We start from the raw sequence: 22,491 nt of genomic DNA on the forward strand, positions 1-22,491 counted from the left end.
GCCAGGTGCCGGGGCGGCGGTACACGCCCATCTGGTACAGGCCCAGCAGACCCCCGACCGCGCCGTAGGCGATGCCGAAGGCCAGGTGCACCAGCCAGGGTTGCTGCCCCAGGTCGACCACGCGGGTCAGGAAGCCCAGCACCAGCAGGTGCAGGCCGGCAATGCCGATCGCCCAGCCGCGAAAACGCAGCAGCTCGGCCTTGAACAGGTCCCACATGATCTGTGTCCTCGAAATGCGCTGAAGGGGGCGGCGCTCAGGCTGCGATGGGCGCAGCATGGTGCTGCGCGAGAAAGCTGTTGACGGCACGGTCCAGGCTCACCGGCATGCTTTGCACGCTGCGCGCGCCGCTGGCGCGCAGGAAGCGGCCGAAGCTGTCGTCCTGGTCCAGCACCAGGTAGTGGTGCAGGCCGTCGAGCTGCTGCTGCTCCAGCAGGCCGGGCACCTGGGCCGGGTCGGGCGCCTTGAACGGGATGTCGGCCACCCAGTGGGTGACACGGGCGCGGAAGTCGTCCGGCGCGGACATGTGCTTGAGCCGGCCGCGCTCCAGGATGATGAGGTTGTCGGCCACACGCTCGATCTCTTCCATCTGGTGCGAGCAGTAGATGACGGTGCAGGCGCCACGCCCGTCGGTGGCCGCGTTCGAATACAGCAGCGATTCGAGGAAGGCGCGTTTGGCCACCACGTCCAGGCCCAGTGTGGGTTCATCCAGCACCAGCAACTCGGGCGTCTGCGCCAGGGCGAGCGCGAGGTTGAAGCCGGCACGCTCGCCGCGCGAGAGCTGGCTCACCTTCTGAGCAGGCTGCACATGGTAGTGGCCGATCACCTCGTCGAACACCGGCTGGCGCCAGCCGGGGTACTGGTGGCGCTGCATCGCGGTGACGGCCGCCACCGCCATCCAGCCGGGCAGCGTGTGCTCCTCATTGACAAAGCCGATGCGGGCGCGGTCCTGCGGGCGCAGCCGGGCACTGTCTCGGCCGAGGATGGTGGCGCTGCCGGCGCTGGGCGGCAGGAAGCCGAGCAGCACGCGGAACAGCGTGGACTTGCCGGCGCCGTTCGCGCCGACGATGGCGTGCACGCCGCCGCGTGGAATCTGCAGGTCCAGGTGATCGAGCGCGAGCTTGCGGCCGTAGCGCTTGCACAGGCCGGCGGTGTGGATCACCGGCGCCTCAGGCGTGAACAGGCTGTCGTTCATGGCGGTGGACCTCAGGCCAGTTTCTTCGGCGCGAGCACGCGCAGCGCGTCGTCCAGCCGGGCCAGCGCATGCTGCGGCGGGTAGTCCAGCGCGGCCACTTCATGCACGAAGCGCTGGATGGCGTCGTCCAGCCGGCGCTCGCGTTCGCCGTCGCTCAGGCGCTGGCGCGGCGTGGCCACGTACAGGCCCAGGCCCTGGCGCGCGTCCAGCCAGCCTTCGGCCGTGAGTTCGGCGTAGGCCTTGGCGACGGTGTTGGGGTTGACGGTGAGCTGCTGGGCCAGGCCACGCACGCTGGGCAGCTGCGCGCCGGCGAGCAGCTCGCCAGTGGCGATCTTCAGGCGCACCGCATCGACGATTTGCTTGACGATGGGACGGGCGTCGCCGGTGGCGATCTGGATCATCAAGGGCTGGGGGCGGCTCATGTGGTCTCCAAAGACAAGGCTCGACTGTACTACTTGAATTAGTACAGTGCAAACACTTGGCTGCCGGCCACTGCCAAAAGGCCCACCCCCTGCCCCCGCTTCAGGCCATCTCCGACATGGCTCTATTGGGTTGGACGAATTCATAGCTCATTCCTAAGATCAACGCTTCCTGACCCACCTTCCGGAAGCCGCCATGAGCCAATCGTCCGATCCGAAATCCTCCCTCGCCGCCGGCTGCCCGGTGATGCATGGCACCACGCTGACGACCAGCGCTGGCGCGCCGGTGGCCGACAACCAGAACAGCCTGTCCGCCGGCCCGCGCGGCCCGCTGCTGATGCAGGACCTGCACCTGCTGGAGAAGCTGGCCCACCAGAACCGCGAGCGCATTCCCGAGCGCGTGGTGCATGCCAAGGGCTGGGGCGCGTTCGGCAGCTTTGTCGTCACGCATGACATCAGCCGCTACACGCGCGCCAAGCTGTTCGGCGCGGTCGGCAAGAAGACCGACGTGCTGACGCGCTTCTCCACCGTGGCCGGCGAGCTCGGCGCGGCCGACGCCGAGCGCGACGTGCGCGGCTTCTCGGTCAAGTTCTACACCGAAGAAGGCAACTGGGACCTGGTGGGCAACAACACGCCGGTCTTCTTCATCCGCGACCCGCTGAAGTTCCCCGACTTCATCCACACCCAGAAGCGCCACCCCCGCACCCACCTGCGCAGCAACACCGCCGCATGGGACTTCTGGAGCCTGTCGCCCGAGAGCCTGCACCAGGTCACCATCCTGATGAGCGACCGCGGCATCCCGGTGAGCCCTCGCTTCATGGACGGCTTCGGCTCGCACACCTACAGCTTCATCAGTGCCACCGGCGAGCGCCACTGGGTCAAGTTCCACTTCAAGAACCACCAGGGCCACCGCACGCTGACGAATGCCGAAGCGGCGCAGGTCATCGGCCAGAGCCGCGAGAGCTACCAGGAAGACCTGTACGGCGCGATCAGCAAGGGCGAGTTCCCGCAGTGGACGCTGTTCATCCAGGTCATGAGCGAGCAGCAGGCCGGGCAGACGAGCTACAACCCCTTCGACCTGACCAAGGTCTGGCCACATGCCGAGTTCCCGCTGATCGAGGTCGGCACGCTGACGCTGAACCGCAACCCGCAGCACTACTTCACGCAGATCGAGCAGGCCGCGTTTTCGCCCAGCAACGTGGTGCCCGGCATCGGCCACAGTCCCGACAAGGTGTTACAGGCCCGCATCTTCAGCTACGCCGACGCGCATCGCTACCGCCTGGGCACGCACTACGAAGCCCTGCCGGTCAATGCGCCCAAGTGCCCGGTGCACCACTACCACCAGGACGGCTCGATGAACTTCTTTGCCCACGACGGAGAACACGGCTCCGGCAGCGAAGATGCGTATTACGAGCCCAACTCCTTCGGCGGCGCCCAGCAGACGCCCGCCTACCGCGAGCCGCCGCTGCCGCTCAGCGGCGATGCCGACCACTACAACCACCGCGAAGGCAACGACGACTACGCCCAGCCCGGCGCGCTCTACCGGCTGTTCGACGAAGGACAGCGGCGCCGCCTGGCCGAGAACATTGCCGCGGCGATGAGCGGCGTGCCGGCCTTCATCATCGATCGCCAGCTGACCCATTTCGACCTGGCCGACCCGGAGTACGGGCTGCGTGTGCGAGGGGCGCTGCGCGAGCGGGGCATTGCTTTCGGCGCCTGAGCCTTCGCAAGCGTTGACGACGCGGGTTGCCAAACCAGCAAGCGCTCGGGTAGCCTCGGCCGTCTGGCGGCAACTTGCCGGCAACAAAGGACGGTTCATCTTGGTGGAGTACAAGCTGGCGGCGACCCCGCCCTGGGTCAAGCGCAAGGGCGAGTTCGGGGACAACTGCGTGTTGCAACTGGCGCCGGAAACCGTGGAGGCTGGAGAGAGCGGGAAATTTCAGCTGTCGCTGCTGCACAAAGGCGGCAAGCGCGCCCTGCATGGCATTCGCATCCGCCTGGCCATGCTCTCAGGCCACCTGACATTGAGCCTGGGCGGCGACCGTCACAGCATCGATTTCGGGCCTGGCGTCACCGGTCACTACGACGTGCGCATGTGGCGCACTTCCAGCCTGAACATCGGCCGGGGCACCACCTCGACCCGTACGCGCATCGTCTGCGACCATGCAGATGTGACCGTCGGCGAGGACTGCATGTTCTCGTCCGACATCCTGGTTCAGGCCGGCGACCAGCACCCGCTGATCGACCTGAAGACAGGTGACGTGATGAATGACACCCGGCGCCGCATTGCGCTGGGCGACCACGTCTGGATCGGCCGCGCAGCGATCCTGATGGCCGATGTGCAGATCGGTCGAGGCGCCATCGTCGGCACAGGTGCCGTGGTGACCAATGACGTGCCGGCCACCTCGGTGGCCGCAGGCGTGCCGGCCCGCGTGCTGCGCACCGACACGACCTGGAGCCGTCAGTTCGGCAGCTTCGACACGCATGCCCAGGCGCTGCTCCAGGAGCGCGGCCTGGTTCAACCCGACACTGATGACGCGCCAGACAGCAATCTGACCGAAGACGAATCCGCCGATGATTGACCTGCGTCACAGCTGGACGCACCGGTCACCTTCCATCCCCTGCCAAACAAGGAGTTCCCATGGCCAAGACAAAGACCAAGACCAGCACTGACGTGCTCGCCACCAACACCAGCGCGCCGCCGATCAACATCGGCATCAGCGACAAGGACCGCGCCGCGATTGCCGGCGGCCTGGGCAAGCTGCTGGCAGACACCTACACGCTCTACCTGACCACGCACAACTTCCACTGGAACGTGACCGGGCCCATGTTCAACACGCTGCACACCATGTTCATGACGCAGTACACAGAGCTGTGGAATGCGGTCGACCCGGTCGCCGAGCGCATGCGCTCGCTGGGCCACGCCGCCCCCGGCAGCTACGCCCAGTTCAGCGAGCTCAGCTCCATCCCGGACGTGCCGACCACGCCGCCCAAGGCGCTGGAAATGGTGCGCATCCTGGTCCAGGGCCACGAAGCCGTGGCCCGCACCGCCCGCAGCATCTTCCCGTTGGCCGACAAGGCCGGCGACGAACCCACCGCCGACCTGCTGACCCAGCGCCTGACGGTGCATGAGCAATCCGCCTGGATGCTGCGCTCGTTGCTGGAAGAGTGAATCAGCCGCCCGCGTGCCAATCGCGGGCTTTTTTCCGATCAACGCGCAGGTTTGCAGAACCAGCGCGCCTCACCCTCGGCAAACGCGAAGCTGGCCACGCCGCCCCCGCCTTCGCCAAATGCGCGTTCGATGTGCAGGTTGGCGCCGTCGGCCCACTCGATGTCGCCATTGAGCGTGCCATCGGCAAAGCGGCTGCCGATGCCGGCTTCCGCCAACTTCGCGCCTCCCTTGAGCGCCAGCGCCTTGCCGTTGAGGGTCACGGTGCTGGCACTCACCGAGTAGCTGGCCTGCCGGGACTCACCTCCCTCCCGTTTGCCGCCGCGCTTGCGCCCGAGGTTCTTGCAGTCACCCGTGATGGTCTGGCCGCCGGTGTCGTACACCGCCGCCAGGAAGTCGATCAGCGGCTCGGTCGCGCTCAGCAGGCGGGAGCCGCGCATGTCGGCGTCGGCGCACATCTGGCCCTCCGACACGTTCCCGCCGTCCTCGGTCCGGCCAATGTCCACAAAGGTCTCGCCACCTGGCTTGTCGTTGGTCATGCCCACCCGGCGACCGCCAACAGAGAGCTCGTAGCCAAAGCCAGCTGATGCAAAGTGGCGGCTCAGCGCGAACTGCGCCGCCGGATCGAACATGGAAAGGCTGAGCGAACCGATCGAGATCACGCCGGCGGGCGAGACCGTCACGCTGCCGGGACGATTGCCCTTGCCCTGCCGATCAGGAATCTCGCCGCAAGCCTTGGCGTTGTAATGGCCCGCCAGCAGGCTGGCGAAACCGCGCTGCAAGGCCGGAACGTCATTGATCAAGGGCCCGGCTTGGGCCGGCGCAGCAATTGCGGCGAAAATCAATGCACAAGCGCCGCCAAGCGTGGCGCACGAGAAGCCCTGGTTCTTCATTTCTGCTCAATCCTCCAATGTGACGGATCCCTTTGAACGCGCGGGCTGGCCGGTCGACGACCGATAATCCCCCAGTCCACACACGTCGTTGCAACAGCGTTCGCCGTGAGGCGGGCCTGTTGCATCCCATTGCGCCGGTGGCAGCCAGCTGCTTGCTCACCGGCACCAGGGCCCTGGGGGCCCACTGACGGCCGAGGGCCGCATCCTATGACCTCTGAACTCGCCCAACAGGTGCGGCAACGCCGCACCTTCGCCATCATTTCCCACCCTGACGCGGGCAAGACCACGCTGACGGAAAAGCTGCTGCTGTTCTCCGGCGCAATCCAGATCGCCGGCTCGGTGAAGGCCCGCAAGGCCTCGCGCCATGCCACGTCCGACTGGATGGAGATCGAAAAGCAGCGCGGCATCTCGGTGGCCTCCTCGGTCATGCAGATGGAATACCGCGACTGCACCATCAACCTGCTGGACACCCCCGGCCACCAGGATTTCTCGGAAGACACCTACCGGGTGCTGACTGCCGTGGACGCGGCGCTGATGGTGATCGACGCGGCCAACGGCGTCGAGCCGCAGACCCGCCGCCTGCTGCAGGTCTGCCGGGCCCGCAACACGCCCATCCTGACCTTCGTCAACAAGATGGACCGCGAGGTGCAGGACCCGCTGGCGCTGATGGACGAGATCGAGCGCGAGCTGGGCATGACGGTCGTGCCCTTCACCTGGCCGGTCGGCATGGGCAAGTTCTTCCACGGCGTGATGGACCTGCGCAAGCAGCAGATGCGCGTCTTCAGCCCCGGCGAAGACCGCGTGGCCGGCACCGAGGAAGTGCTGGAAGGGCTGGACAACCCGGCCTACGCCGATCGCTTTGGCATGCAGTACGAGCAGGCCCAGGGCGAGATCGAGCTGGTGCGCGAAGCGGCGCCCGAGTTCGTGCTGGAAGACTTCCTGGCTGGCAAGCAGACGCCGATGTTCTTCGGCTCGGCCGTCAACAACTTCGGCGTGCAGGAGGTGCTGGACGCGCTGGTCGGCCTGGCCCCGTCGCCCGGCCCGCGCCCGGCGATCCAGCGCACGGTGCACCCGGAAGAGCCCAAGTTCACCGGCGTGGTCTTCAAGATCCAGGCCAACATGGACCCGTCCCACCGCGACCGCATCGCCTTCCTGCGCGTGGCCTCCGGCCGCTTCGAGCGCGGCATGCGGCTCAAAGTGGTGCGCTCGGGCAAGGAACTGCGGCCCAACACTGTGGTCACCTTCATGAGCCAGAAGCGCGAGCTGCTGGACGAGGCCTTTGCAGGCGACATCATCGGCATTCCGAACCACGGCGTGCTGCAGCTCGGCGACACGCTGACCGAAGGCGAAAGCCTGCAGTTCACCGGCCTGCCTTTCTTCGCACCCGAGCTGTTCCGCTCGGTCGAAGTGGCCGACCCGCTGAAGACCAAGCAACTGCGCGCCGGCCTGACACAGCTCGGTGAAGAAGGGGCGATCCAGGTCTTCCGCCCCATGCTCGGCTCGGTGCTGCTGCTGGGGGCCGTGGGCCAGCTGCAGTTCGAAGTCGTGGCGCACAGGCTGGAACACGAATACGGCGTCAAGGCCCGCATCATGCCGGCGCGCTACAACGTGGCCCGCTGGATCACCTGCGAAGAAGCCGACGGCGGCGAGAAGGAACTCAAGCGCTTCGTCGACGGCAACAGCCACCGCTTGGCGCTGGACGCGGTCGACGCGCCGACGCTGCTGCTCGAATACGCTGGCGAGCTGCGCGCCATCCAGGAGAACTGGCCGAAGATCAAGTTCCACGCGCTGCGCGAACATGCCGGGCTGGTGTTTCAGCAGCGCATGGGGGATTGAGGCAAGAGAGGGGCCGCGCCCATCTCAATCGCAGCCGGATAGCCAGCCAAGCCGAGCCATCGGGCTTCAAGGACACGCGCACACGGCACAAGGGCGGCGTGGCGTTCAGTGCAGCGCCTCGAACAAGTTGTTGTGGCCGTCGGTCCAGGGCGCCAAATTGCCAACCGATGCCAGCGGCAGCTTGCGCGCCAGCAAGGCCGGCTGGCTGACGAAGGCCTGGTCCTGGGTCACCAGCACCCAGTAGGAGGGTGTTTCCGGCTGGCTGGGCCGGCTCTTCAGCTGCACCGCTTGCATCCCCGCATCGACTGCCAGCCGCAACACCACCGGCGCCAGGTCCAGGTACAGATTGGAGACATGGAAGGCGATGATCCCGCCGGGGCGAAGGTGCTGGCGGTAGATCGCCAGCGCCTCGCGGGTGAGCAGGTGCACCGGGATCGAGTCCCCGGAAAAGGCATCGACCACCAGCACATCGAAGTCGCCGCGCCGGCCTTCGGCCAGTTCCGCTTCCAGCATCAGACGTGCATCGCCCAGCACCACGCTGTGGTGCGCCGGTGAATTCTTCAGGTAGGTGAAATCACGTTCGGCGATCTGCTGGCTGTGGGGGTTCAGCTCGTAGAAGCGGAAATCGTCGCCAGACTGCCCCCAGGCGGCCATCGTGCCGACCCCCAGGCCGATCACCCCCACATGGCGGCCCACACGACCAGCGGTGTAGCGCATCACCTCGGCCACGCCGCTGCTTGTGCCGTAGTAGGTGGTCGGCGTGCGCTGGCCATGTTCCGAGCGCAGCTGGGTGCCGTGAAGGATGGTGCCGTTGAACAATGCCCGTTTCGCCTCGCCCTGGCCCCCGCGGCTCTCAACCACTTGCGAAGCCGCATAGAAGTTGCGCTGCTGGGACACGACGCCCATCGCATGCTGGCGGTGGAAGACCCACGCCATGGACGCGGTCAGCAGGGCGCTCGCCACGGCCAGCGCCAGCACCACCCATGCGGCCTTGTTGGCGGTGAGGTAGCGTCGCAGCAGCCACAGCATCAACACCGACATGGCCGCCAGCATCAGTGGCAGCTCGTAGTAGTTGTCCAGCACCGCAGGCGCCAGCGCACCCACCGCCAGGCCACCCAGCGCCCCACCCAGGCTCAGGCAGAGGTAGAAGCGCGTCAGGTATTGCGGGCCCGGCTTGCGCAGGCTGAGCTCGCCGTGGCAGAACATGCAGCAGACAAAAAACCCCACCGCATACAAAGGCACGGCCCAGCCGATGGCCACCAGCCGCGGTGGCAGGTTGGTGCACCACGCCATCGCGGCGAGCAACAGGATCAGCGGCGCAGTGAACCAGGCACGCCGGTACCCGCCACGGCCCTCGAAGCACAGGATGAAGCTCAACAGATAGAGCGACAACGGCAGCAGCCAGAGGAAGGGCACCGGCGCGATGTTCTGGGTGATGTGGCTGGTGATGGCCAGCAGCAGCATCGAGCCCATCATGGAAAGCAGCAGCCACAGCCCGAAGTCGGCCCAAGTTGGCGCCAGGTTCGAGGCCGTCGACCAACCACTGCCGGCCATTTCGCTTGCCGCTGCGGCCTGGCCTTTCGGCCGCCCCGCAGCCCAGGCGCTGGTGGCACACAGCAGCGCAAACAGGCAGAAGACCAGGCTCCAGCCCTGCGCTTGCTGCAGGCTGCCGGTGAACGGCTCGATCACGAATGGATAGGCCAGCAACGCTGCCAGCGAGGCCAGGTTGGACAGCGCAAACAGGCGGTAGACCCGTTGCCGCGGAAACAGGCGGCTGTACCAGGCCTGCAGCAGCGGGCCGGTTGTGGACAGGCAGAAATAAGGCAGGCCCACGGTGGCCAGCAGCACCCACAGCACCTGTCCGATCGGCGCCTTGTGGGGGTCCGGCTTCAGCGCGGTCTCGGGCACGATGGGCAGCAGCACCACGGCCAGCACCAGCAGGCCCACGTGCACCCAGGCGTGGGTGCGCGGGCGCAACCAGCGGGTGGCCAGGTCCGAATAGAGGTAGCCGGCCAGCAGCAGCAGCTGGAAGAACATCAGCGCCGTGGTCCAGACGGCAGCGCTGCCGCCAAACCATGGCGTGATCTGCTTGGCAATGATGGGCTGGACCAGGAACAGCAGGAAGGCCGACAGGAAGATGCAGGTAATGAACAGCGCCTGCACCGGCAGCGCAGCATGCCGGCTCACCAGTGCGGGCCAGCGCTGGCTGAGGGTGTTCACGCCATCAGGTCCAGCGACATGCCGGGCTTCAGCCCCAGTCGTCTCGCCAGGCCGGCGCGCAGTTCCAGCGTGGAGGCAGCGCCGCCACAGCGCGCGAAGCGCCAGGGCTTGAGCTTCGGCACGATCTTCAGCACCACGCCATCGGCTCGCAGGAACAGCACGTCGATCGGATAGCGCATGCCAAAGGTGTGCACGCCATTGCAGGGCTGCAGCCACAGACCGCAAGGATGTTGCAGTTCCTTGGTGGCCAGCAGGCCGACGGCGCGCCGCCACCAGGTGTTGGCATTGCGGATCACGCGCTGGGTGGGCACGCCGTCGATGTTGAGGGTCAGCAGGGCAGCGGACATGGCAGGAGAACTGGGTGAGAAGCAGGCGCGAGGGTCACAAGCCCGAGGCCATGAACTTGATCGCGATCGGAAACCCGATCACCGCGAAGGTGCAGGGGAAGATGAACATGATCAGCGGGCCCAACATCTTCACCGGCGCTTCCATCGCCAGCTTCTCGGCGCGCTGGAAACGCTCGGTCCGGCGCTGGTCGCTCTGCGCGCGCAGGATGGGGCCAAGGCTGGAGCCCATCAGCTCGCCCTGCACCAGGGCGCTGACCAGGCTGGAGATGGGCGCGTAGCTCATCCGGTCGGCCAGGTCGCGCAAGGCTTCGAGACGCGGCTTGCCGGCCCGCACATCGCGCAGCACGCGGTTGATCTCGACCATCAGCGGCCCGGGCTTGCATTTGTCCACAGCCTTCTGCAGCGCGCCCGTGAGGTTCAGACCCGACTCGATGGACAGCGTGACGATGTCCAGGAAAAACGGCATTGCCTTCAGGATGGCCAGATTGCGCTTCTTGGTGTGGTCGCTCAGCCAGATGCTGGGGTAGGCGTATCCGAACAGCCCACCCAGCACGCCGCCCAGCAGCAAGGTGCCGTCGCCAGCCAGCGCCATGCCGGCCACCGCGCCCACCAGAAGGCCGACGATCTTGCCACCGAAGAACTGCTGTGGCGTCAACGCGTATTCCTGGCCGGCCTTGCGCAGCTTGGCCAGCAGTGCCGCCTCGCGCTCGCCGCGCAGCAAGAAGCCGAAGGTGTTGGCGAAGATGTTGACAGCCGGCCACAGGTACCTGAATCCTTTGGGCGGGCGATCGCGGTAGACGGTCTCCGCGCCGCCCAGTTCGGCCACGAGCCGCCACACGGCATAGGCCGCCACGGCAAACGCCGTGCCGGCGAGCAGGGAAACAAGAATCGGGTCCATGGCTGCAGCCTTCCGCGCTAGACGTCGATGGTGACGATCTTCTTGATGAAGAAGCCGCCCAGCATCAGCATGACAAACACACCGGCCATCACCGCCCAGCCGTACCAGGTCACGAACAGCGGCATCATCGAGGCCGGGTCCATCACGTAGAGGATGCCCGCCAGGAAGATGGGCAGCATGGCCACGATCAATCCCTGCATCTTGCCCTGCGAGGTGAGCGCCTTGATCTTGCCTTCCATCACCGCCTTGGCACGCAAGGTGGTCGCCAGCCGGTCGAGGATCTCCGACAGGTTGCCGCCCACTTCCTTCGCGATGGTCATGGCCGAGACGAAGAGGTCGATGTCCTCGATGTTCAGGCGCTGGGCCATGCCGCGCAAGGAGTCTTCCAGCGCCAGGCCCAGGCGCTGCTCGCGCAGCAGCATCGAGAACTCCTGCGAGATCGGTGCCGGACACTCCTGGACCACCATGTCCAGCGACTGCTGCAGGCTGGCACCGGCGCGCAGCGAGCCCGCCATCATCGTCAGCGAATCGGGCAGCTGCAGCACCAGCTTGGCCAACCGCCGCTTGCGCATCACGACCCACGCCAGGCGCGGGAAGACCGCACCCACCACAGCGGCCACCACTGCGAAGAACAGCGTGCCGGTGATCAGCCAGACGAACAACGGCAGCAGCACGAAGATCGCGACGTTGACATGGAACAGCGCGCGCGGATCGACGAACAGGAACATGTCGTCCAGCGAGACACGTGCGTTCTCGGTGAACTGCTCACGCCAACCCTGGTACGCATTGCGCAGCACCCAGAAAGTGGCGATGACGGCGCCCAGCACCATCAGGCCGATCAGCGTGAGGTCCAGCGTCATGCGCGGCGCCCCCCTCGGTCATCGTCTGCCGGCGGCAGACCGTCGCGGAAGATGTCCAGGTCCAGTGGAATGCCAATGCGGGCCAGCTCGTCGTAGAACTCCGGCACGAAGCCGCGGCCGACAAAGTGGCCCTGGGTCTTGCCCGCGGCGTTGATGCCGGTCTGCTCGAATGCGAAGACCTCCTGCAGCTGGATCTTGCCGCTCTCCACGCCGGTCACTTCGACGATGCTGGTGACCTTGCGGGTGCCGCAGGCAAAGCGGGTCTGCTGCACGATGATGTCGATGGCCGAGGCCACCTGCTCGCGGATCGCGCTGACCGGCAAGTCCATGCCGGCCATCAGCACCATGACCTCCAGGCGGGCCAGCATGTCGCGTGGACTGTTGGCGTGGGCCGTCGTCAGTGAGCCATCGTGGCCAGTGTTCATCGCCTGCAGCATGTCCAGCGCTTCGCCGCCACGACATTCGCCGACGACGACCCGGTCCGGCCGCATCCGCAGCGAGTTCTTCACCAGCTCGCGAATCGAGATCTGGCCCTTGCCTTCGATGTTGGCCGGACGCGCTTCCAGCGTGACGATGTTGGAGTGATGAAGTTGCAGTTCGGCCGCGTCCTCTATGGTCACGATGCGTTCATCGTTGGGGATGAAGTTGGACATGATGTTCAGCAGCGTGGTCTTGCCGGAGCCGGTGCCGCCCGAGATCAGCATGTTCTTGCGCTTCTCCACGCAAACCCGCAGGAACTCGATCATGGCCGGGCTGGCCGAACCGAACTTCAGCAGGTCGTCCGCACCCAGCTTGCGCTTGGAGAACTTCCGGATCGTCAGCGACGGTCCCTTCAACGCCAGCGGCGGAATCACCGCATTGACCCGCGAGCCATCCTTCAGCCGCGCATCCACCATCGGCGAGCTTTCGTCGATGCGCCGGCCGATCGGCGCGACGATGCGCTCGATGATGCCCTGCACCGCCCGGTCGCTGGTGAACGCCACTGGCCAGCGCTGCAGCTGGCCCGCCCGTTCGACGAACACCTCGTCCGCCCGGTTGACCATGATTTCCGTGATGCTCGGGTCGGCCAGCATGGGCTCCAGCGGTCCGAGGCCGATGGCCTCATCGCGCACCTCCTCGAGCAGTTGCACCCTGTCGATGTGCGGCGGCAGGTCGTTGGACATGCGCGCGATCAGGTCGCGGATCAGCTTCTCGGTCAGCTCGCGCAGGTCATCGTCAGCCATGCGGTGCGTGTCGGTGCGGCGCACGTCAAAGGCTTCGAGCAGACGGTCGTGCAACAGGCGGCGGAAGCGATAGTGCTCCTCGCTGGCAGGCAGCGGGATGGGCGGCCCGGCGGGCGCTTCGGGCACCGCTGCCGCCGGCTTGGGCGCTGCTGGCGCTTTTGCCACGCCAGCGGCAACCCGCGGGGCTGCAGGCTGGACCGCGTCGGCCGACAAGTCCTCGCCGCCCGGCCGGTGCCACATGACCTTGAGCGAGTGAGAACCGATGCGGATCTCGTCGCTGTCGCCGACCGGGTGGGCCTGCTCGAGCTTGCGGTCGTTGACCTGGGTGCCGAAGGTCGAGTCCAGGTCGCGCACGTAGACCCGGTCGTTGGACACGAAGACCTCGGCATGCCGGCGACTGACGCGCCAGCCCGGCAGCGTGACCTCGCAGTCCAGGTCCTTGCCAATCACGCAGCGGGGCGCATGGATGCGCAGCGGTGCCGGATCGGACGCGCCGGCGATTTCAATGGTGAGCATCAGGACATCTCTCGGTTTCAGCGATTGCCACGCGAGCCACCGCCCATGGGCGTTGTGGTCGTCGAAGGTGCGGGTTCGTCGGGCGGCGGCTCCAGGCGGCCGCGGGTGTTCTGGTCCGCGTCCGTGGCAAGCGCGGCCGCGCGGTCGATAGCCGTCTTGTTCATGGCCGAATCGGGGGTGATGACACGCGGCGTGGCGATGACAAACAGCTCGGTCTGCTCGGTGCGCGCTTCCTTGGCGCCAAACAGCATGCTGATGAACGGCAACCGGCCCAAGCCTGGCAGCGCGTCGGACGACTTGTCGCTGCTCTGCCGCAACAGGCCCGAGATCACCAGCGGCTCACCGGTCTTCAGGGCCACCTGGGTCTCGGTGCGGTTGGTCGTGAAGGCCACGAAGCCGCCGTTGGAGTTGCGGGTGTCGGGCTGGCTGACCTCGATCAGCAGGTGCGAGTCGATGTTGCCGCTGCCATCGGCCACAGGCTTGAATTCGATCGACACGCCGTACTTCTTGTACTCCACCGAAACCACGCCGAAGCCCTGACCCACGGGGATGGGAATCTCGCCGCCAGCGAGGAATTCCGACGAACCGCCGCTGCGACAGGACAGGCGCGGCTCGGCAAGCGTCCAGGCGTCGCCGTTCTGCTCCAGGAAGTTCAGCGCCGAAGTGATCGTTGTCGCCAGACCCAGGTAGGTCGCGATCGGGTGCCCGGTGGTCACCGGCGCAAAGCCCGCCTCGGGCCGGAAAGGCGTGTTGCTGTAGCCCAGCACGTTGGTCGCCAGGGTCGGCCCGTTGGCGCTGGTGGCCCACTTGATGCCGAGTTGGTCCAGCGCGCGCTTCTTGACTTCCACCACCCGCAGGTCGATCTGCACCATGCGCTCCAGCTGCAGCGGGTCGGCATCCGCCGGCGCGTTGGGCACCAGGTTCAGCACTTGCGGGAAATGGGTTCCAAGCAGCTTGATGCGCGCCGCGGCCTCGGCATTGGGATAGCGGCCCTCGATGACGATGCGCTCGCCGACCGCACGCACGTTGATGCCCGGCGTCTCTTTCAGCATCGCCTGCAGGTCGTCCAGCACACGGCTGGTGCGCGACACCATCACCTGCAGCTCATAGCTGAGCTGCCGACCGTTGCGCAGCCAGACGTGCATGACCGTCTCGCCGGCGCCTTCGGCCAGCAGCACGATCTCGCGGTCATCGACCACCGTGGCCTTGACCAGCGCGCCATTGCCGATGGCGATGCGTGCGACGCCACGCAGGCCGATGGTCTGCACCTCGCCCACGGCCATCACCCGCTTGAGGCCGGTTTCGACCACCGCCGGCGCGACAGGGCGGGCCGGCAGGCGCGCGCCGGTGGCCGGTGGCGGCTGGGTTTCGATCAGGGTGCCGGGAGCGGTGGTGACCGCAGGTGGGGTGGGGCGCGGCACCACGGCCGCAGCGGGGCTGCCACTCTGGGCCCAAGCGGCAGCCATGGGCAGGACAAGCAAACCCAGGGGCAGCACGCCGCGGGCAAAAAATGACAGGACGGGCGACAACAAGACAACTCCCAGGAGGTTGAGGGCTGGAGGAGAAATGGGGGGCGCGCTCAATGCACGCCCTGGGCGGCAGCCCCGGCAGGGTCCCCTCCCGCCGCACGCGCCGCACCGCCTCTGCCGGCCTGGAAAGGCATGGCCGCCGCAAATCGCTCCAGCTGGAATTGCGGTTGCGCCACGCCCCCGCCGCCACCGCCCACGATGTATTCAATGGAAGGCCCGACGCTGGTCTTGCCGTCGCCGTGGCTGCCGATGTTGGAGGCGGTCAGCGCGCGCGTACCGTTCGGCACCTCGTCTTCGGGGTGGCGCAGCACGGCGGTCAGGCGGCCAGAGCTCTTGGCCACGATGATGCGGTCCGCGTCGAACGGCGAGACCTCCAGCGTGATGGTGGAGAACGAGCGATCCTTGCCGCTCTCGTCATCGCGCTTGGAGAGGTGCTGGTCGGTGGCCAGCACGGCCACGTTGGACAGCAGCGGCGCGGTCACGTCCTCCTTCGCGCCAGCCGAAGAGTCGACGGGCTTGGCCGAATAGATCAGGTCGATGCGATCACCGGGGCGCAGCATGCCAGAAATGGAGTTCACCGCATCGACCTCGAAGGTCAGCGCCCGCATGCCCTTCTTCAGGGTGGCGGAAAACACCTGGCCGCCATTGCCTTCGGAGTGCACCGGCAGCAGCACGTCGCCACGCTTCATCGGCACTGCCAGGCGTTGCCGTTCGAGCGCACCGAACTGGTTGGGCCGGATGGCGTCGGCGTGCAGGAATTCCACCGGCACCTCGCGCACCGCCATCGCGTCGGCCGTGATGGACTCGCCACGCGCCATGTCGCGCTTGGCCACCACCACGCTCTCCGTCTTTCGCCCGTTGTGCGCCTCTTCTTCCAGCTGCGCCATGCGCCGCTTGATCAGGTGGTTGCTCACCACCACGGCGCCGATGCCCAGCGCGATGGCAATGCCCAGCAAAAGCCAGTTGGTGTTGATCTTGGGTTTCTGAAAAGCCATGGCGAAGCCCGTCTAGGTCAGGGAAGCGAGATGAAGTAGGTGAGGTTGCGGAAGAAGGCCCGGATCATGTCCGTCAGGTACTGGGCTCCGGTCTTGCCGCCGCCGAAATCGAGGTAGAACAGCGCTGCTGCCAACGCGGCCGCCACCATGGCGTATTCCACGAGGGCCTGGCCACGCTGGGTGCGGATCCCTTTGACGAGTTTCAGCATGCGGTTCACGGCTGCAAATCTCCGGTCGAGGACAGCAGGTTCACGGTGAGGTAGCTGCGGCGGTCGCTGGGCCGCCAACTCAGCGCCACATCCACCGACTGCGAGCCCTTGTTGAAGCTGGCCAGCCAGGTCCTCACGCCGTCGCGCTCGACGGGGGCCTGCTTGTCGAAGGCCGCTTGCCAGCCGCGGCGCTGCCACTCCCCGCGCCAGCGGTTCATGTTCACTTCGAAACTCTCGTTGCTGACCATCGTCACGAGCTGGCTGCGCGTCGGCCCATCGACCGACTCGGTGACCTGCGCGATGCGGGTGTCGTAGAAGCGCGGCAGCTGCGAGGGAATCGGCTCGCGCCGCACATCGCCGAAATGCGCGGTACTGATGAGCCCCTCACTGCCGGAGGGCTGACGCGGCTTGACCTGAACAGCGACCTGGAAGTCCCCTGTCAAGGTGGACAGGCCTTGCCAACCGCCCGCAGCCGTCTCGCGCGGCGCACCAGCCCTGGCACTCTTCCATCGCTCACGATAGAAGCTCAGCACCTCGCCGGGACTCAAGTCGGTTTCGAAGCGTTCGATGCGGCTGGGCAGGCCGTTGATGACCGAATCCTGCGCCACCCATTCGACCTTTGCACGCGGCGGCGCAGGCACCTCGGGCCAGTCGGTGGCGGCCATGGCCGGCCCTGCCAGCATCGCCAGCGCCACGCAGCCGCCGCGGAGCTGCGGTGGCGTCATTTGCACTGGCCGTCGCTGTTGTCGGCACCACCGTCCAGGCGATGGTCCGGCACCACGTCGGGCTTGATGCAGCCAATGATCGGGCCATCCGGCTCGAACAGGGCCAGCGCCACCTCCAGCAGCTTGGTCAGCGCACTCGGTACCTTGGAGGTGGGCACGATGGTGGAGGCGGCGTCGCGCGTGGACGAGCTGCCGCCGCTGTTCAGCGGATTGCCGGCGGCGGCGGTCGTCGCAGCCAGCACCAGCGGCTTCGGGCTGTCTTCCGACAGGTTGAACTTGTTGACCAGTTTCACCTCGAGGCTGGCCTTGCGGCCCGGCGGATAGTCCTTGCCAGCCGACTTCGTCATCACGCCCATGGTCTTGGTCACGGCGCCGGTGCCCACCGGGGCATCGTCCCATTGGAAAGTGACGTCGGTTTCGGCATTGGCCAGCAGGCTGGTGCCACCCAGGTCGCGCCACAGCGCGGGCTGGCCTTTGTCCTTGCTGAGCATCGCGATGGTGTCGTCGGACTGGATGCGCCCCTTGTTCAGGTAGTCGCCCTCGGCGAAGAACCGCGTGCGCGTCTGGTCTTCGAGCTTGCTGGTCGACAGGCGCGCCTCGCTGGGCTCGCGCGCGCGTTGGAAGGCGGCATAGCGGCTGGCCTGCGTGGTCGTCATCGCCAGGTCGCCATAACGGCCGGCGTAGCTCACCGCGATGAACAGCGGCGTCAACACCGCCAGGGCGACCAGGAACTCGGCAATCGACTGGCCGCGTTGGGCCTGGCGGCTGCGCATTTGGTTTGACTGAGTCATCGACGGTCCCCCAGTGAGGTCTTCGCGGGCTGTGACACGAAGCTGCGCACCGCTGCAGCACTGAAACGTTCGGCGGGAATCGGTGTGCCATCCGTCATGGACAGCAGCCGATCGTTGAGGAAGGCCGTGGTCTCGCCCAGCAGGCCGTCCAGCACATCGCCCTGGGTCGAACCCGAGCCCTTCAGCACGACCAGCTCGTGGTGGCCGTTGTAAACGTAGATGGGCTGGCGCTCGTAGAGGCAATAGTCGGCAGCGGGGCTGTCCTTCTTGTGGCCCTCGGCGGTCAGGCCGGCCTCGCGCATGGACTTGGCCACCACGTCGCTGTCCCACACGCAGCGCGCGCCCCCGGCGTCCTCGGCGGGCAGGCCGGTGAGGTCGTAGGCCTTGGCCTTCTTGCCGCAGCCTGCGCGCGATGCGGCCACCGTGTTCAGCTCGACCTTGGGCACGACCGGATTCTCATAATCCAGCAGTTCCTTCATCGAGGCCGAACCACCGTTCGTGGCTTGCCCGCATTCCTGGCCAGCCCAGGCGTGGCGCTCGGTGAACAGCGCCAGTTCGCAGGACCCGCTGGCCGGGTCCGCCGCAACCTTGCGATAGGTGTTGTAGCCGGCGTGGCTGGCCTTGTCGAAATACTCCTCGCTTTCGACGACCTGCAGCTTGCGCAGGTACTCGTCGGAGGGCAGCTTGACCGGCCCGCCCGGCGGCAGATTCTTCGCCGCGCGACAGGCTTCCACGGTCAGGCCGATGCCGTTCTTCAGGCCTTCGAGGTTGCCGGTGGCCGCGCGATGGATGTAGATCGGCGTGCGGCTGTCTTCGGCAGCCGCGGCGGCCGAAGCCAACGGTGCCGCCAGGCACAGCAGAAACGCCACGCCAGCCCGGTATCCGCATCGGAAAAGGGTGCGGATACCGCTCAATTCTGGCCTCCCGGCGTGTACAGGACCTTGTCGGGCAGCATGCCCATGGCGATCATCAGCTTGGCCTTCTCGGCCTGGGTCAGGTCCACCAGGCGCGCCTGCCAGTAAGGGCTGAACAGCGAGCCATATTCCTTCGCGCTGTCGGAGCGCCACAGGACGTTGGCGGTCTTGTCGTTCGCCAGGTTGCGTTGCGGCCGCTCGAAGAACACGCGCGCCTTGGCCAGCGCGGTGTACTGGTCGGCCTCGTTGCGCTCCAGCATGTCGCCGGAGCCGGTCACCGCAGTGCTGTCCAGGCCCACGCCCATCTGGTGGGTGGTCAACACGGCGGCGCGTGACTTGCGCGTGGCGACCAGGAAGTCCACGCCCAGCGTGGCCCTGGCATTGGTCGACTTGTCCTTGATGTCGTAGACATCGGGCACGCCGCTCCAGTTCATCAACTTCGTCGCGTTGCCGCCATGGTTGGTGGCGTCGCCATGCGCCAGCTCCTGGGCCCAGCGGTGGGGGTCCCATTCATTGCCCGATGAACCGTTCTTGTCGGCGTTGGACCGGCCCCAGCCGATGGGCTGGTATTCCTTGCACATGCCGGACTTGCAAGGCACCTTCTCCCAGACCTCCAGCGTGTCTTCGGTCTCCCAGCGGTTGAAGTCGCTGGACAGCTTGGAGCCGCCCTTCTTCTCGGTCCCCATCAGGCCAAGGTCCAGATTGAGGTACCACAATCCAGGGCGATCCGTCGAGAATCGGTCACGCGAGGCCAGCAGCACATCGGCCGCGTCCTTGCGCTTGCTGTCGGTGTACTGGGTCGTGAAGTTCTTCCAGTCCTTGAGATTCTGGGAGATGGTGACCGCGAGCACCCCCGGCCGCTTGTCAAGCTCGACGCCCACATCGGTGTGGGTGCCGAAGTTGGTCTTGTTGGCATCGATGATCTTGGTGGCCGCGTCTTCGGCCAGCGCACCGCCGGCGAGGATGACCGCCTTGTGCGCGCCTTCGATGGCGAGCTTGGAGCCTTCGATCAACGGGATGATGGCCTTGTCGTCGGCCTTGACCAGCAGGTCATGCACCTCTTCGGTCGCGTCTGCCAGCTTGTCGAGGATCTTGCCGATGGCCTCGATGGGCGGAATGAAGATGCCGATGATGTCGGCCAGCGTGCCGAAGTTGTTCGCGGTGGTGCCGAAGTACTGCAGCCAACTCTCGATGCTGAGCATCTGGATCAGGAAGGCCTCGTTCGCGATCATCGCGCGATTGTTGTAGGCCGCGAGGTTCAGAATGCGCGCCTGCACAGTAGCGCCGGCCAGCGCGCCCGCGTCGGCCGCATTGACCGTGCGTTGCTTGGCCACGGTGATCTGGGCCACATTGAACACGCCATACAGGATGGCGGCACTGGCCACCATGGTGCCCAACAGCCAGATCAGGGCCTGGCCACGCGCACTGCGCCGAACCGGAGAGATGCCAAGACGCCTGTTGAACATGTTTGTCCTTCCCGTCGCCTGGCGCGCAGGCCAGACCTTGTTGCACTTGCCGCTGGCGGCCGCGCAAGAGGTCTCCCGCTTGCGCTGCATCAGCTCTTCACCAACTCCACGCGCCGGTTCTTGGCGCGACCCGCCTCGTTGCGGTTGTCCGCCACCGGGACCTCCTGCCCCCGGCCGACTGCGGCCAGGCGCTTGCCGTCAATGCCCTGCGCGACCACCGCCTTGAGCACTGCCTCAGCCCGCGCCTGGGACAGCTTCTTGTTGTCAGCCGCCTGCCCCACGTTGTCGGTGTGGCCCTCAATCGACAGCTTCAGCTGCGGCTGCTGCTTCAGCAACACGGCAATCTCCTTGACTGCCGCCTGCCCGTCTTCCTTCAGCACCGCCTGGTTGGTGTCGAAGTTGATGTACAGCGTGGCAAAGCCGCTGTCGGCAATTTCCTTGGCCAATTGGCCGGCCTGCACCGACTGCACCATGGCCTTCGGCTCAATGATGGTCAGCTCGTAACGCGTCTCATAGGGAATCCTGAGCAGGACGGCAATAGGCGCCTGATTCGGTTGCTCGATTCGGAAAACATGCCAACCGTAGCTCCCGTCAACGTACGGAGAACTCAGCAACTTACCGCCCAGCTTCTGGATGGCAGCCTCGTAGTTCCGATAGATCTCGACCTGGCTGCGCTTCTCCGACTTTGACGAGAAGGCATACACCAGCGCCGTGACCTTGCCTTCAAAAGCCAAAGGACCTTCGTACTTCGCACCTTTGGCGATCACGATGTCGGAAGGCTTCAACGTCACGGCGTCGAACGATTTGACGTCCTTGCTGCGCACGCTGTAGCCGGGCATGCCGCTCAGCAGCGGATGATCCGTGTAGTCCCGCTCGGCCCAGGCCGGAGGTGCCGAGATGGCACTGGCCAGCGATGCTGCCAACAGCCGCCGGCGCGAACAAAACGCCATCTGACAGTTCCTGTTACTTCGTGGTCGCGGGGTCGGTGAAATTCTCAAGCCCGATCTTCGCCTTGGCTTCGGTGGTGACCATCTTGCCCGTGCTCACCGCCGACTTGTTGGCGTCGACAGCGTCGGTCGCGTCGCCGCCTACCGCAGCAGCAATGCCGGCGGTCTGATCGCGCAAGGTTCGCCCGTACAGGTTGTAGACGCCGATCGCCGCGATGGCGATCAGTGCGACGATGATGATGTATTCCGTCATGCCTTGGCCGCGTTCACGCGCGGCCACGGAGCGTATCGGTGTCATAACACCCTCACATGTGTTCGGCTGCAACAGCCCGGATGACAGAGGCTGGTGCGGGCGTCTTGCAACGCCCGCACACCAGCAGACCCAAATCAGGTCTTCGGCTTGACGGTGGCGCCGTCGGTGAAGTTTTCCAGGCCCTTGGTCTTCTTGGCTTCGTTGGTCGACTCTTGGCCGTTAGACACACCGAGCTTGTTGGCATCCTGGGACTCGGTGCCGGCGCCGCCCAGGGCGGCGGCCATGCCGGCGGTCTGGTTCCGCACCGTGGCGCCAAACAGGTTGTACACACCGATGGCGGCCACTGCGATCAGCGCCACGATGATGATGTACTCGGTCATGCCCTGGCCGCGCGAACGGCGCAGCGAGTTGTTGGCAAACAGCTTCATAAAAGGTTCCTCTTTCACGTGGTGGATGGAGGCATCTGCCCGTCGCTAATACCGCATGCGACCTGAAACAGGCCCTGAGATCGCGGACCCATGAAGGCTCGCTGGGCCGAACAATATTCGGGACATACGGGGGTCGGCATCCCCCTAACCCGTGCATTTGTGCAACGCGGCGTAAGAGATTTGAAACAGTGCTTCACAAGTCGTCACGCGCTTGCTTTGTCATCTCGACCCATCGAGACTCGCGCGCCATGCGTGTCGACATCGTGTCGGCGAACAGGGAGGAATGTGCGGGCAAGCCAGGCAGCCATCGCGCGGGGACCCAGGATCAAGCGACCTTTTCCGGCAGCGTCACGCTGGCTGGCGGCGGGTCGTGCGCGGCCCGTGCAGGTCAAGGTCGATGGCGTTTCGCTGATGCTGTGGATCGGCTGCGCCGGCTGCGGGACGATGCTCGGCCTTTGCGCGGCCTGGCCCTGGGCCTGGGCGCTTGGATTTGTCGGCTTGACGACACTTGGCCTGCTGGTGATCGGGGCCTCGCGGCGCTCCGCCAAGCAGGGCTTGGCGGCTGTCACGATCGCCTGGTCCGCGTGGCAGCTGGCCGGCACAGGCTGGGTCGCGCTGGCCGTGAGAGACGGCGCGCACACCACGCTGTGGCAACTGGTG

Annotated in this window: 24 protein-coding genes; 5 read left to right on the forward strand and 19 right to left on the reverse strand. The window is 66.2% G+C overall.

All coding sequences use genetic code 11. The features are described 5' to 3' along the window. From FKP22_RS03120 to FKP22_RS03130, 3 genes are all read right to left on the reverse strand, one after another. Window positions 1-217, reverse strand: a 217-nt coding sequence (locus tag FKP22_RS03120) for a hypothetical protein (RefSeq protein WP_141285086.1), incomplete at its 3' end; no start/stop codon positions are given. Window positions 218-254: 37 nt separating this feature from the next. Continuing rightward, window positions 255-1,193 carry an ABC transporter ATP-binding protein gene (locus FKP22_RS03125; RefSeq protein ID WP_141285088.1) on the reverse strand — a complete coding sequence of 313 codons (939 nt, stop codon included), beginning with the start codon at window positions 1,191-1,193 and terminating at the stop codon, window positions 255-257. Window positions 1,194-1,204: 11 nt separating this feature from the next. After that, entirely contained in the window at window positions 1,205-1,615 is a 411-nt protein-coding gene (locus tag FKP22_RS03130; RefSeq protein WP_141285090.1) for a GntR family transcriptional regulator, read from the reverse strand. A 244-nt stretch (window positions 1,616-1,859) separates the two neighbouring features. Here FKP22_RS03130 and FKP22_RS03135 point away from each other — a divergent pair, with 244 nt between their 5' ends. The 3 genes from FKP22_RS03135 to FKP22_RS03145 all read left to right on the forward strand — a co-directional run bounded on the left by FKP22_RS03135 (window position 1,860) and on the right by FKP22_RS03145 (window position 4,784). Further along, window positions 1,860-3,332 carry a catalase gene (locus tag FKP22_RS03135; RefSeq protein ID WP_141285129.1) on the forward strand — a complete coding sequence of 491 codons (1,473 nt, stop codon included), beginning with the start codon at window positions 1,860-1,862 and terminating at the stop codon, window positions 3,330-3,332. 103 nt (window positions 3,333-3,435) lie between these two features. Further along, window positions 3,436-4,194 (forward strand): acyltransferase, encoded by a 759-nt coding sequence (locus FKP22_RS03140; RefSeq protein ID WP_231010746.1) that lies wholly within the window; start codon window positions 3,436-3,438, stop codon window positions 4,192-4,194. A 59-nt stretch (window positions 4,195-4,253) separates the two neighbouring features. Continuing rightward, window positions 4,254-4,784, forward strand: coding sequence for a Dps family protein (locus tag FKP22_RS03145; RefSeq protein ID WP_141285094.1), 531 nt, complete (start codon window positions 4,254-4,256; stop codon window positions 4,782-4,784). Between the two features lie 38 nt (window positions 4,785-4,822). On the opposite strand, the gene FKP22_RS03150 is transcribed toward FKP22_RS03145, so the two are convergent. Then, window positions 4,823-5,584, reverse strand: coding sequence for a hypothetical protein (locus FKP22_RS03150; RefSeq protein ID WP_141285096.1), 762 nt, complete (start codon window positions 5,582-5,584; stop codon window positions 4,823-4,825). 297 nt (window positions 5,585-5,881) lie between these two features. Here FKP22_RS03150 and FKP22_RS03155 point away from each other — a divergent pair, with 297 nt between their 5' ends. Further along, a complete protein-coding gene (locus FKP22_RS03155) occupies window positions 5,882-7,510 on the forward strand; it encodes a peptide chain release factor 3 (protein WP_141285097.1) in 1,629 nt (542 codons plus the stop codon). Window positions 7,511-7,615: 105 nt separating this feature from the next. Here the strand turns inward: FKP22_RS03155 and FKP22_RS03160 are convergent, their stop codons facing one another. The 15 genes from FKP22_RS03160 to FKP22_RS03230 all read right to left on the reverse strand — a co-directional run bounded on the left by FKP22_RS03160 (window position 7,616) and on the right by FKP22_RS03230 (window position 21,831). Beyond that, window positions 7,616-9,730 (reverse strand): fused MFS/spermidine synthase, encoded by a 2,115-nt coding sequence (locus FKP22_RS03160; protein ID WP_141285099.1) that lies wholly within the window; start codon window positions 9,728-9,730, stop codon window positions 7,616-7,618. Then, window positions 9,727-10,077 carry a DUF192 domain-containing protein gene (locus FKP22_RS03165; RefSeq protein ID WP_141285101.1) on the reverse strand — a complete coding sequence of 117 codons (351 nt, stop codon included), beginning with the start codon at window positions 10,075-10,077 and terminating at the stop codon, window positions 9,727-9,729. Before FKP22_RS03165 ends, FKP22_RS03160 begins: the two co-directional genes overlap by 4 nt. A gap of 34 nt (window positions 10,078-10,111) precedes the next feature. Then, complete coding sequence (locus FKP22_RS03170; protein WP_141285103.1) at window positions 10,112-10,975, reverse strand: type II secretion system F family protein; 864 nt, start codon at window positions 10,973-10,975, stop codon at window positions 10,112-10,114. A 17-nt stretch (window positions 10,976-10,992) separates the two neighbouring features. Continuing rightward, window positions 10,993-11,835 carry a type II secretion system F family protein gene (locus FKP22_RS03175; protein WP_141285105.1) on the reverse strand — a complete coding sequence of 281 codons (843 nt, stop codon included), beginning with the start codon at window positions 11,833-11,835 and terminating at the stop codon, window positions 10,993-10,995. Further along, window positions 11,832-13,574 carry a TadA family conjugal transfer-associated ATPase gene (locus tag FKP22_RS03180; RefSeq protein WP_141285107.1) on the reverse strand — a complete coding sequence of 581 codons (1,743 nt, stop codon included), beginning with the start codon at window positions 13,572-13,574 and terminating at the stop codon, window positions 11,832-11,834. Before FKP22_RS03180 ends, FKP22_RS03175 begins: the two co-directional genes overlap by 4 nt. 17 nt (window positions 13,575-13,591) lie before the next feature. Beyond that, window positions 13,592-15,040, reverse strand: a complete 1,449-nt coding sequence (locus FKP22_RS03185; RefSeq protein ID WP_170200727.1) for a type II and III secretion system protein family protein — start codon at window positions 15,038-15,040, stop codon at window positions 13,592-13,594. 113 nt (window positions 15,041-15,153) lie between these two features. Then, the gene (gene cpaB / locus FKP22_RS03190; RefSeq protein WP_141285111.1) at window positions 15,154-16,098 is read right to left on the reverse strand and encodes a Flp pilus assembly protein CpaB; all 945 of its coding nucleotides are present in this window, start codon (window positions 16,096-16,098) and stop codon (window positions 15,154-15,156) included. Window positions 16,099-16,115: 17 nt separating this feature from the next. Further along, window positions 16,116-16,316 carry a hypothetical protein gene (locus FKP22_RS03195; protein WP_141285113.1) on the reverse strand — a complete coding sequence of 67 codons (201 nt, stop codon included), beginning with the start codon at window positions 16,314-16,316 and terminating at the stop codon, window positions 16,116-16,118. Then, window positions 16,313-17,032 carry a hypothetical protein gene (locus tag FKP22_RS03200; RefSeq protein WP_141285115.1) on the reverse strand — a complete coding sequence of 240 codons (720 nt, stop codon included), beginning with the start codon at window positions 17,030-17,032 and terminating at the stop codon, window positions 16,313-16,315. Before FKP22_RS03200 ends, FKP22_RS03195 begins: the two co-directional genes overlap by 4 nt. Next, window positions 17,029-17,823 carry a hypothetical protein gene (locus tag FKP22_RS03205; RefSeq protein ID WP_141285117.1) on the reverse strand — a complete coding sequence of 265 codons (795 nt, stop codon included), beginning with the start codon at window positions 17,821-17,823 and terminating at the stop codon, window positions 17,029-17,031. The genes FKP22_RS03200 and FKP22_RS03205 overlap by 4 nt, the downstream gene beginning before the upstream one ends. Continuing rightward, window positions 17,820-18,692, reverse strand: a complete 873-nt coding sequence (locus FKP22_RS03210) for a hypothetical protein (RefSeq protein WP_141285119.1) — start codon at window positions 18,690-18,692, stop codon at window positions 17,820-17,822. Before FKP22_RS03210 ends, FKP22_RS03205 begins: the two co-directional genes overlap by 4 nt. Window positions 18,693-18,733: 41 nt before the next feature. Then, window positions 18,734-20,203: a pilus assembly protein TadG-related protein gene (locus FKP22_RS03215; RefSeq protein WP_170200728.1), complete on the reverse strand. Its 1,470-nt coding sequence runs from the start codon at window positions 20,201-20,203 to the stop codon at window positions 18,734-18,736. 89 nt (window positions 20,204-20,292) lie between these two features. Then, window positions 20,293-21,153 (reverse strand): OmpA family protein, encoded by an 861-nt coding sequence (locus tag FKP22_RS03220; protein ID WP_141285123.1) that lies wholly within the window; start codon window positions 21,151-21,153, stop codon window positions 20,293-20,295. Between the two features lie 13 nt (window positions 21,154-21,166). Next, the gene (locus FKP22_RS03225) at window positions 21,167-21,403 is read right to left on the reverse strand and encodes a hypothetical protein (protein WP_211361285.1); all 237 of its coding nucleotides are present in this window, start codon (window positions 21,401-21,403) and stop codon (window positions 21,167-21,169) included. Between the two features lie 134 nt (window positions 21,404-21,537). Further along, window positions 21,538-21,831, reverse strand: a complete 294-nt coding sequence (locus tag FKP22_RS03230; protein WP_141285125.1) for a Flp family type IVb pilin — start codon at window positions 21,829-21,831, stop codon at window positions 21,538-21,540. Between the two features lie 411 nt (window positions 21,832-22,242). Between FKP22_RS03230 and FKP22_RS03235 the strand changes: the two genes are divergently transcribed. Beyond that, window positions 22,243-22,491: hypothetical protein (locus tag FKP22_RS03235; RefSeq protein ID WP_141285127.1), on the forward strand; the 249-nt coding region annotated here is incomplete at its 3' end.

Source organism: Ideonella azotifigens, assembly GCF_006519715.1.
GTDB classification, from domain to species: domain Bacteria; phylum Pseudomonadota; class Gammaproteobacteria; order Burkholderiales; family Burkholderiaceae_C; genus Ideonella; species Ideonella azotifigens.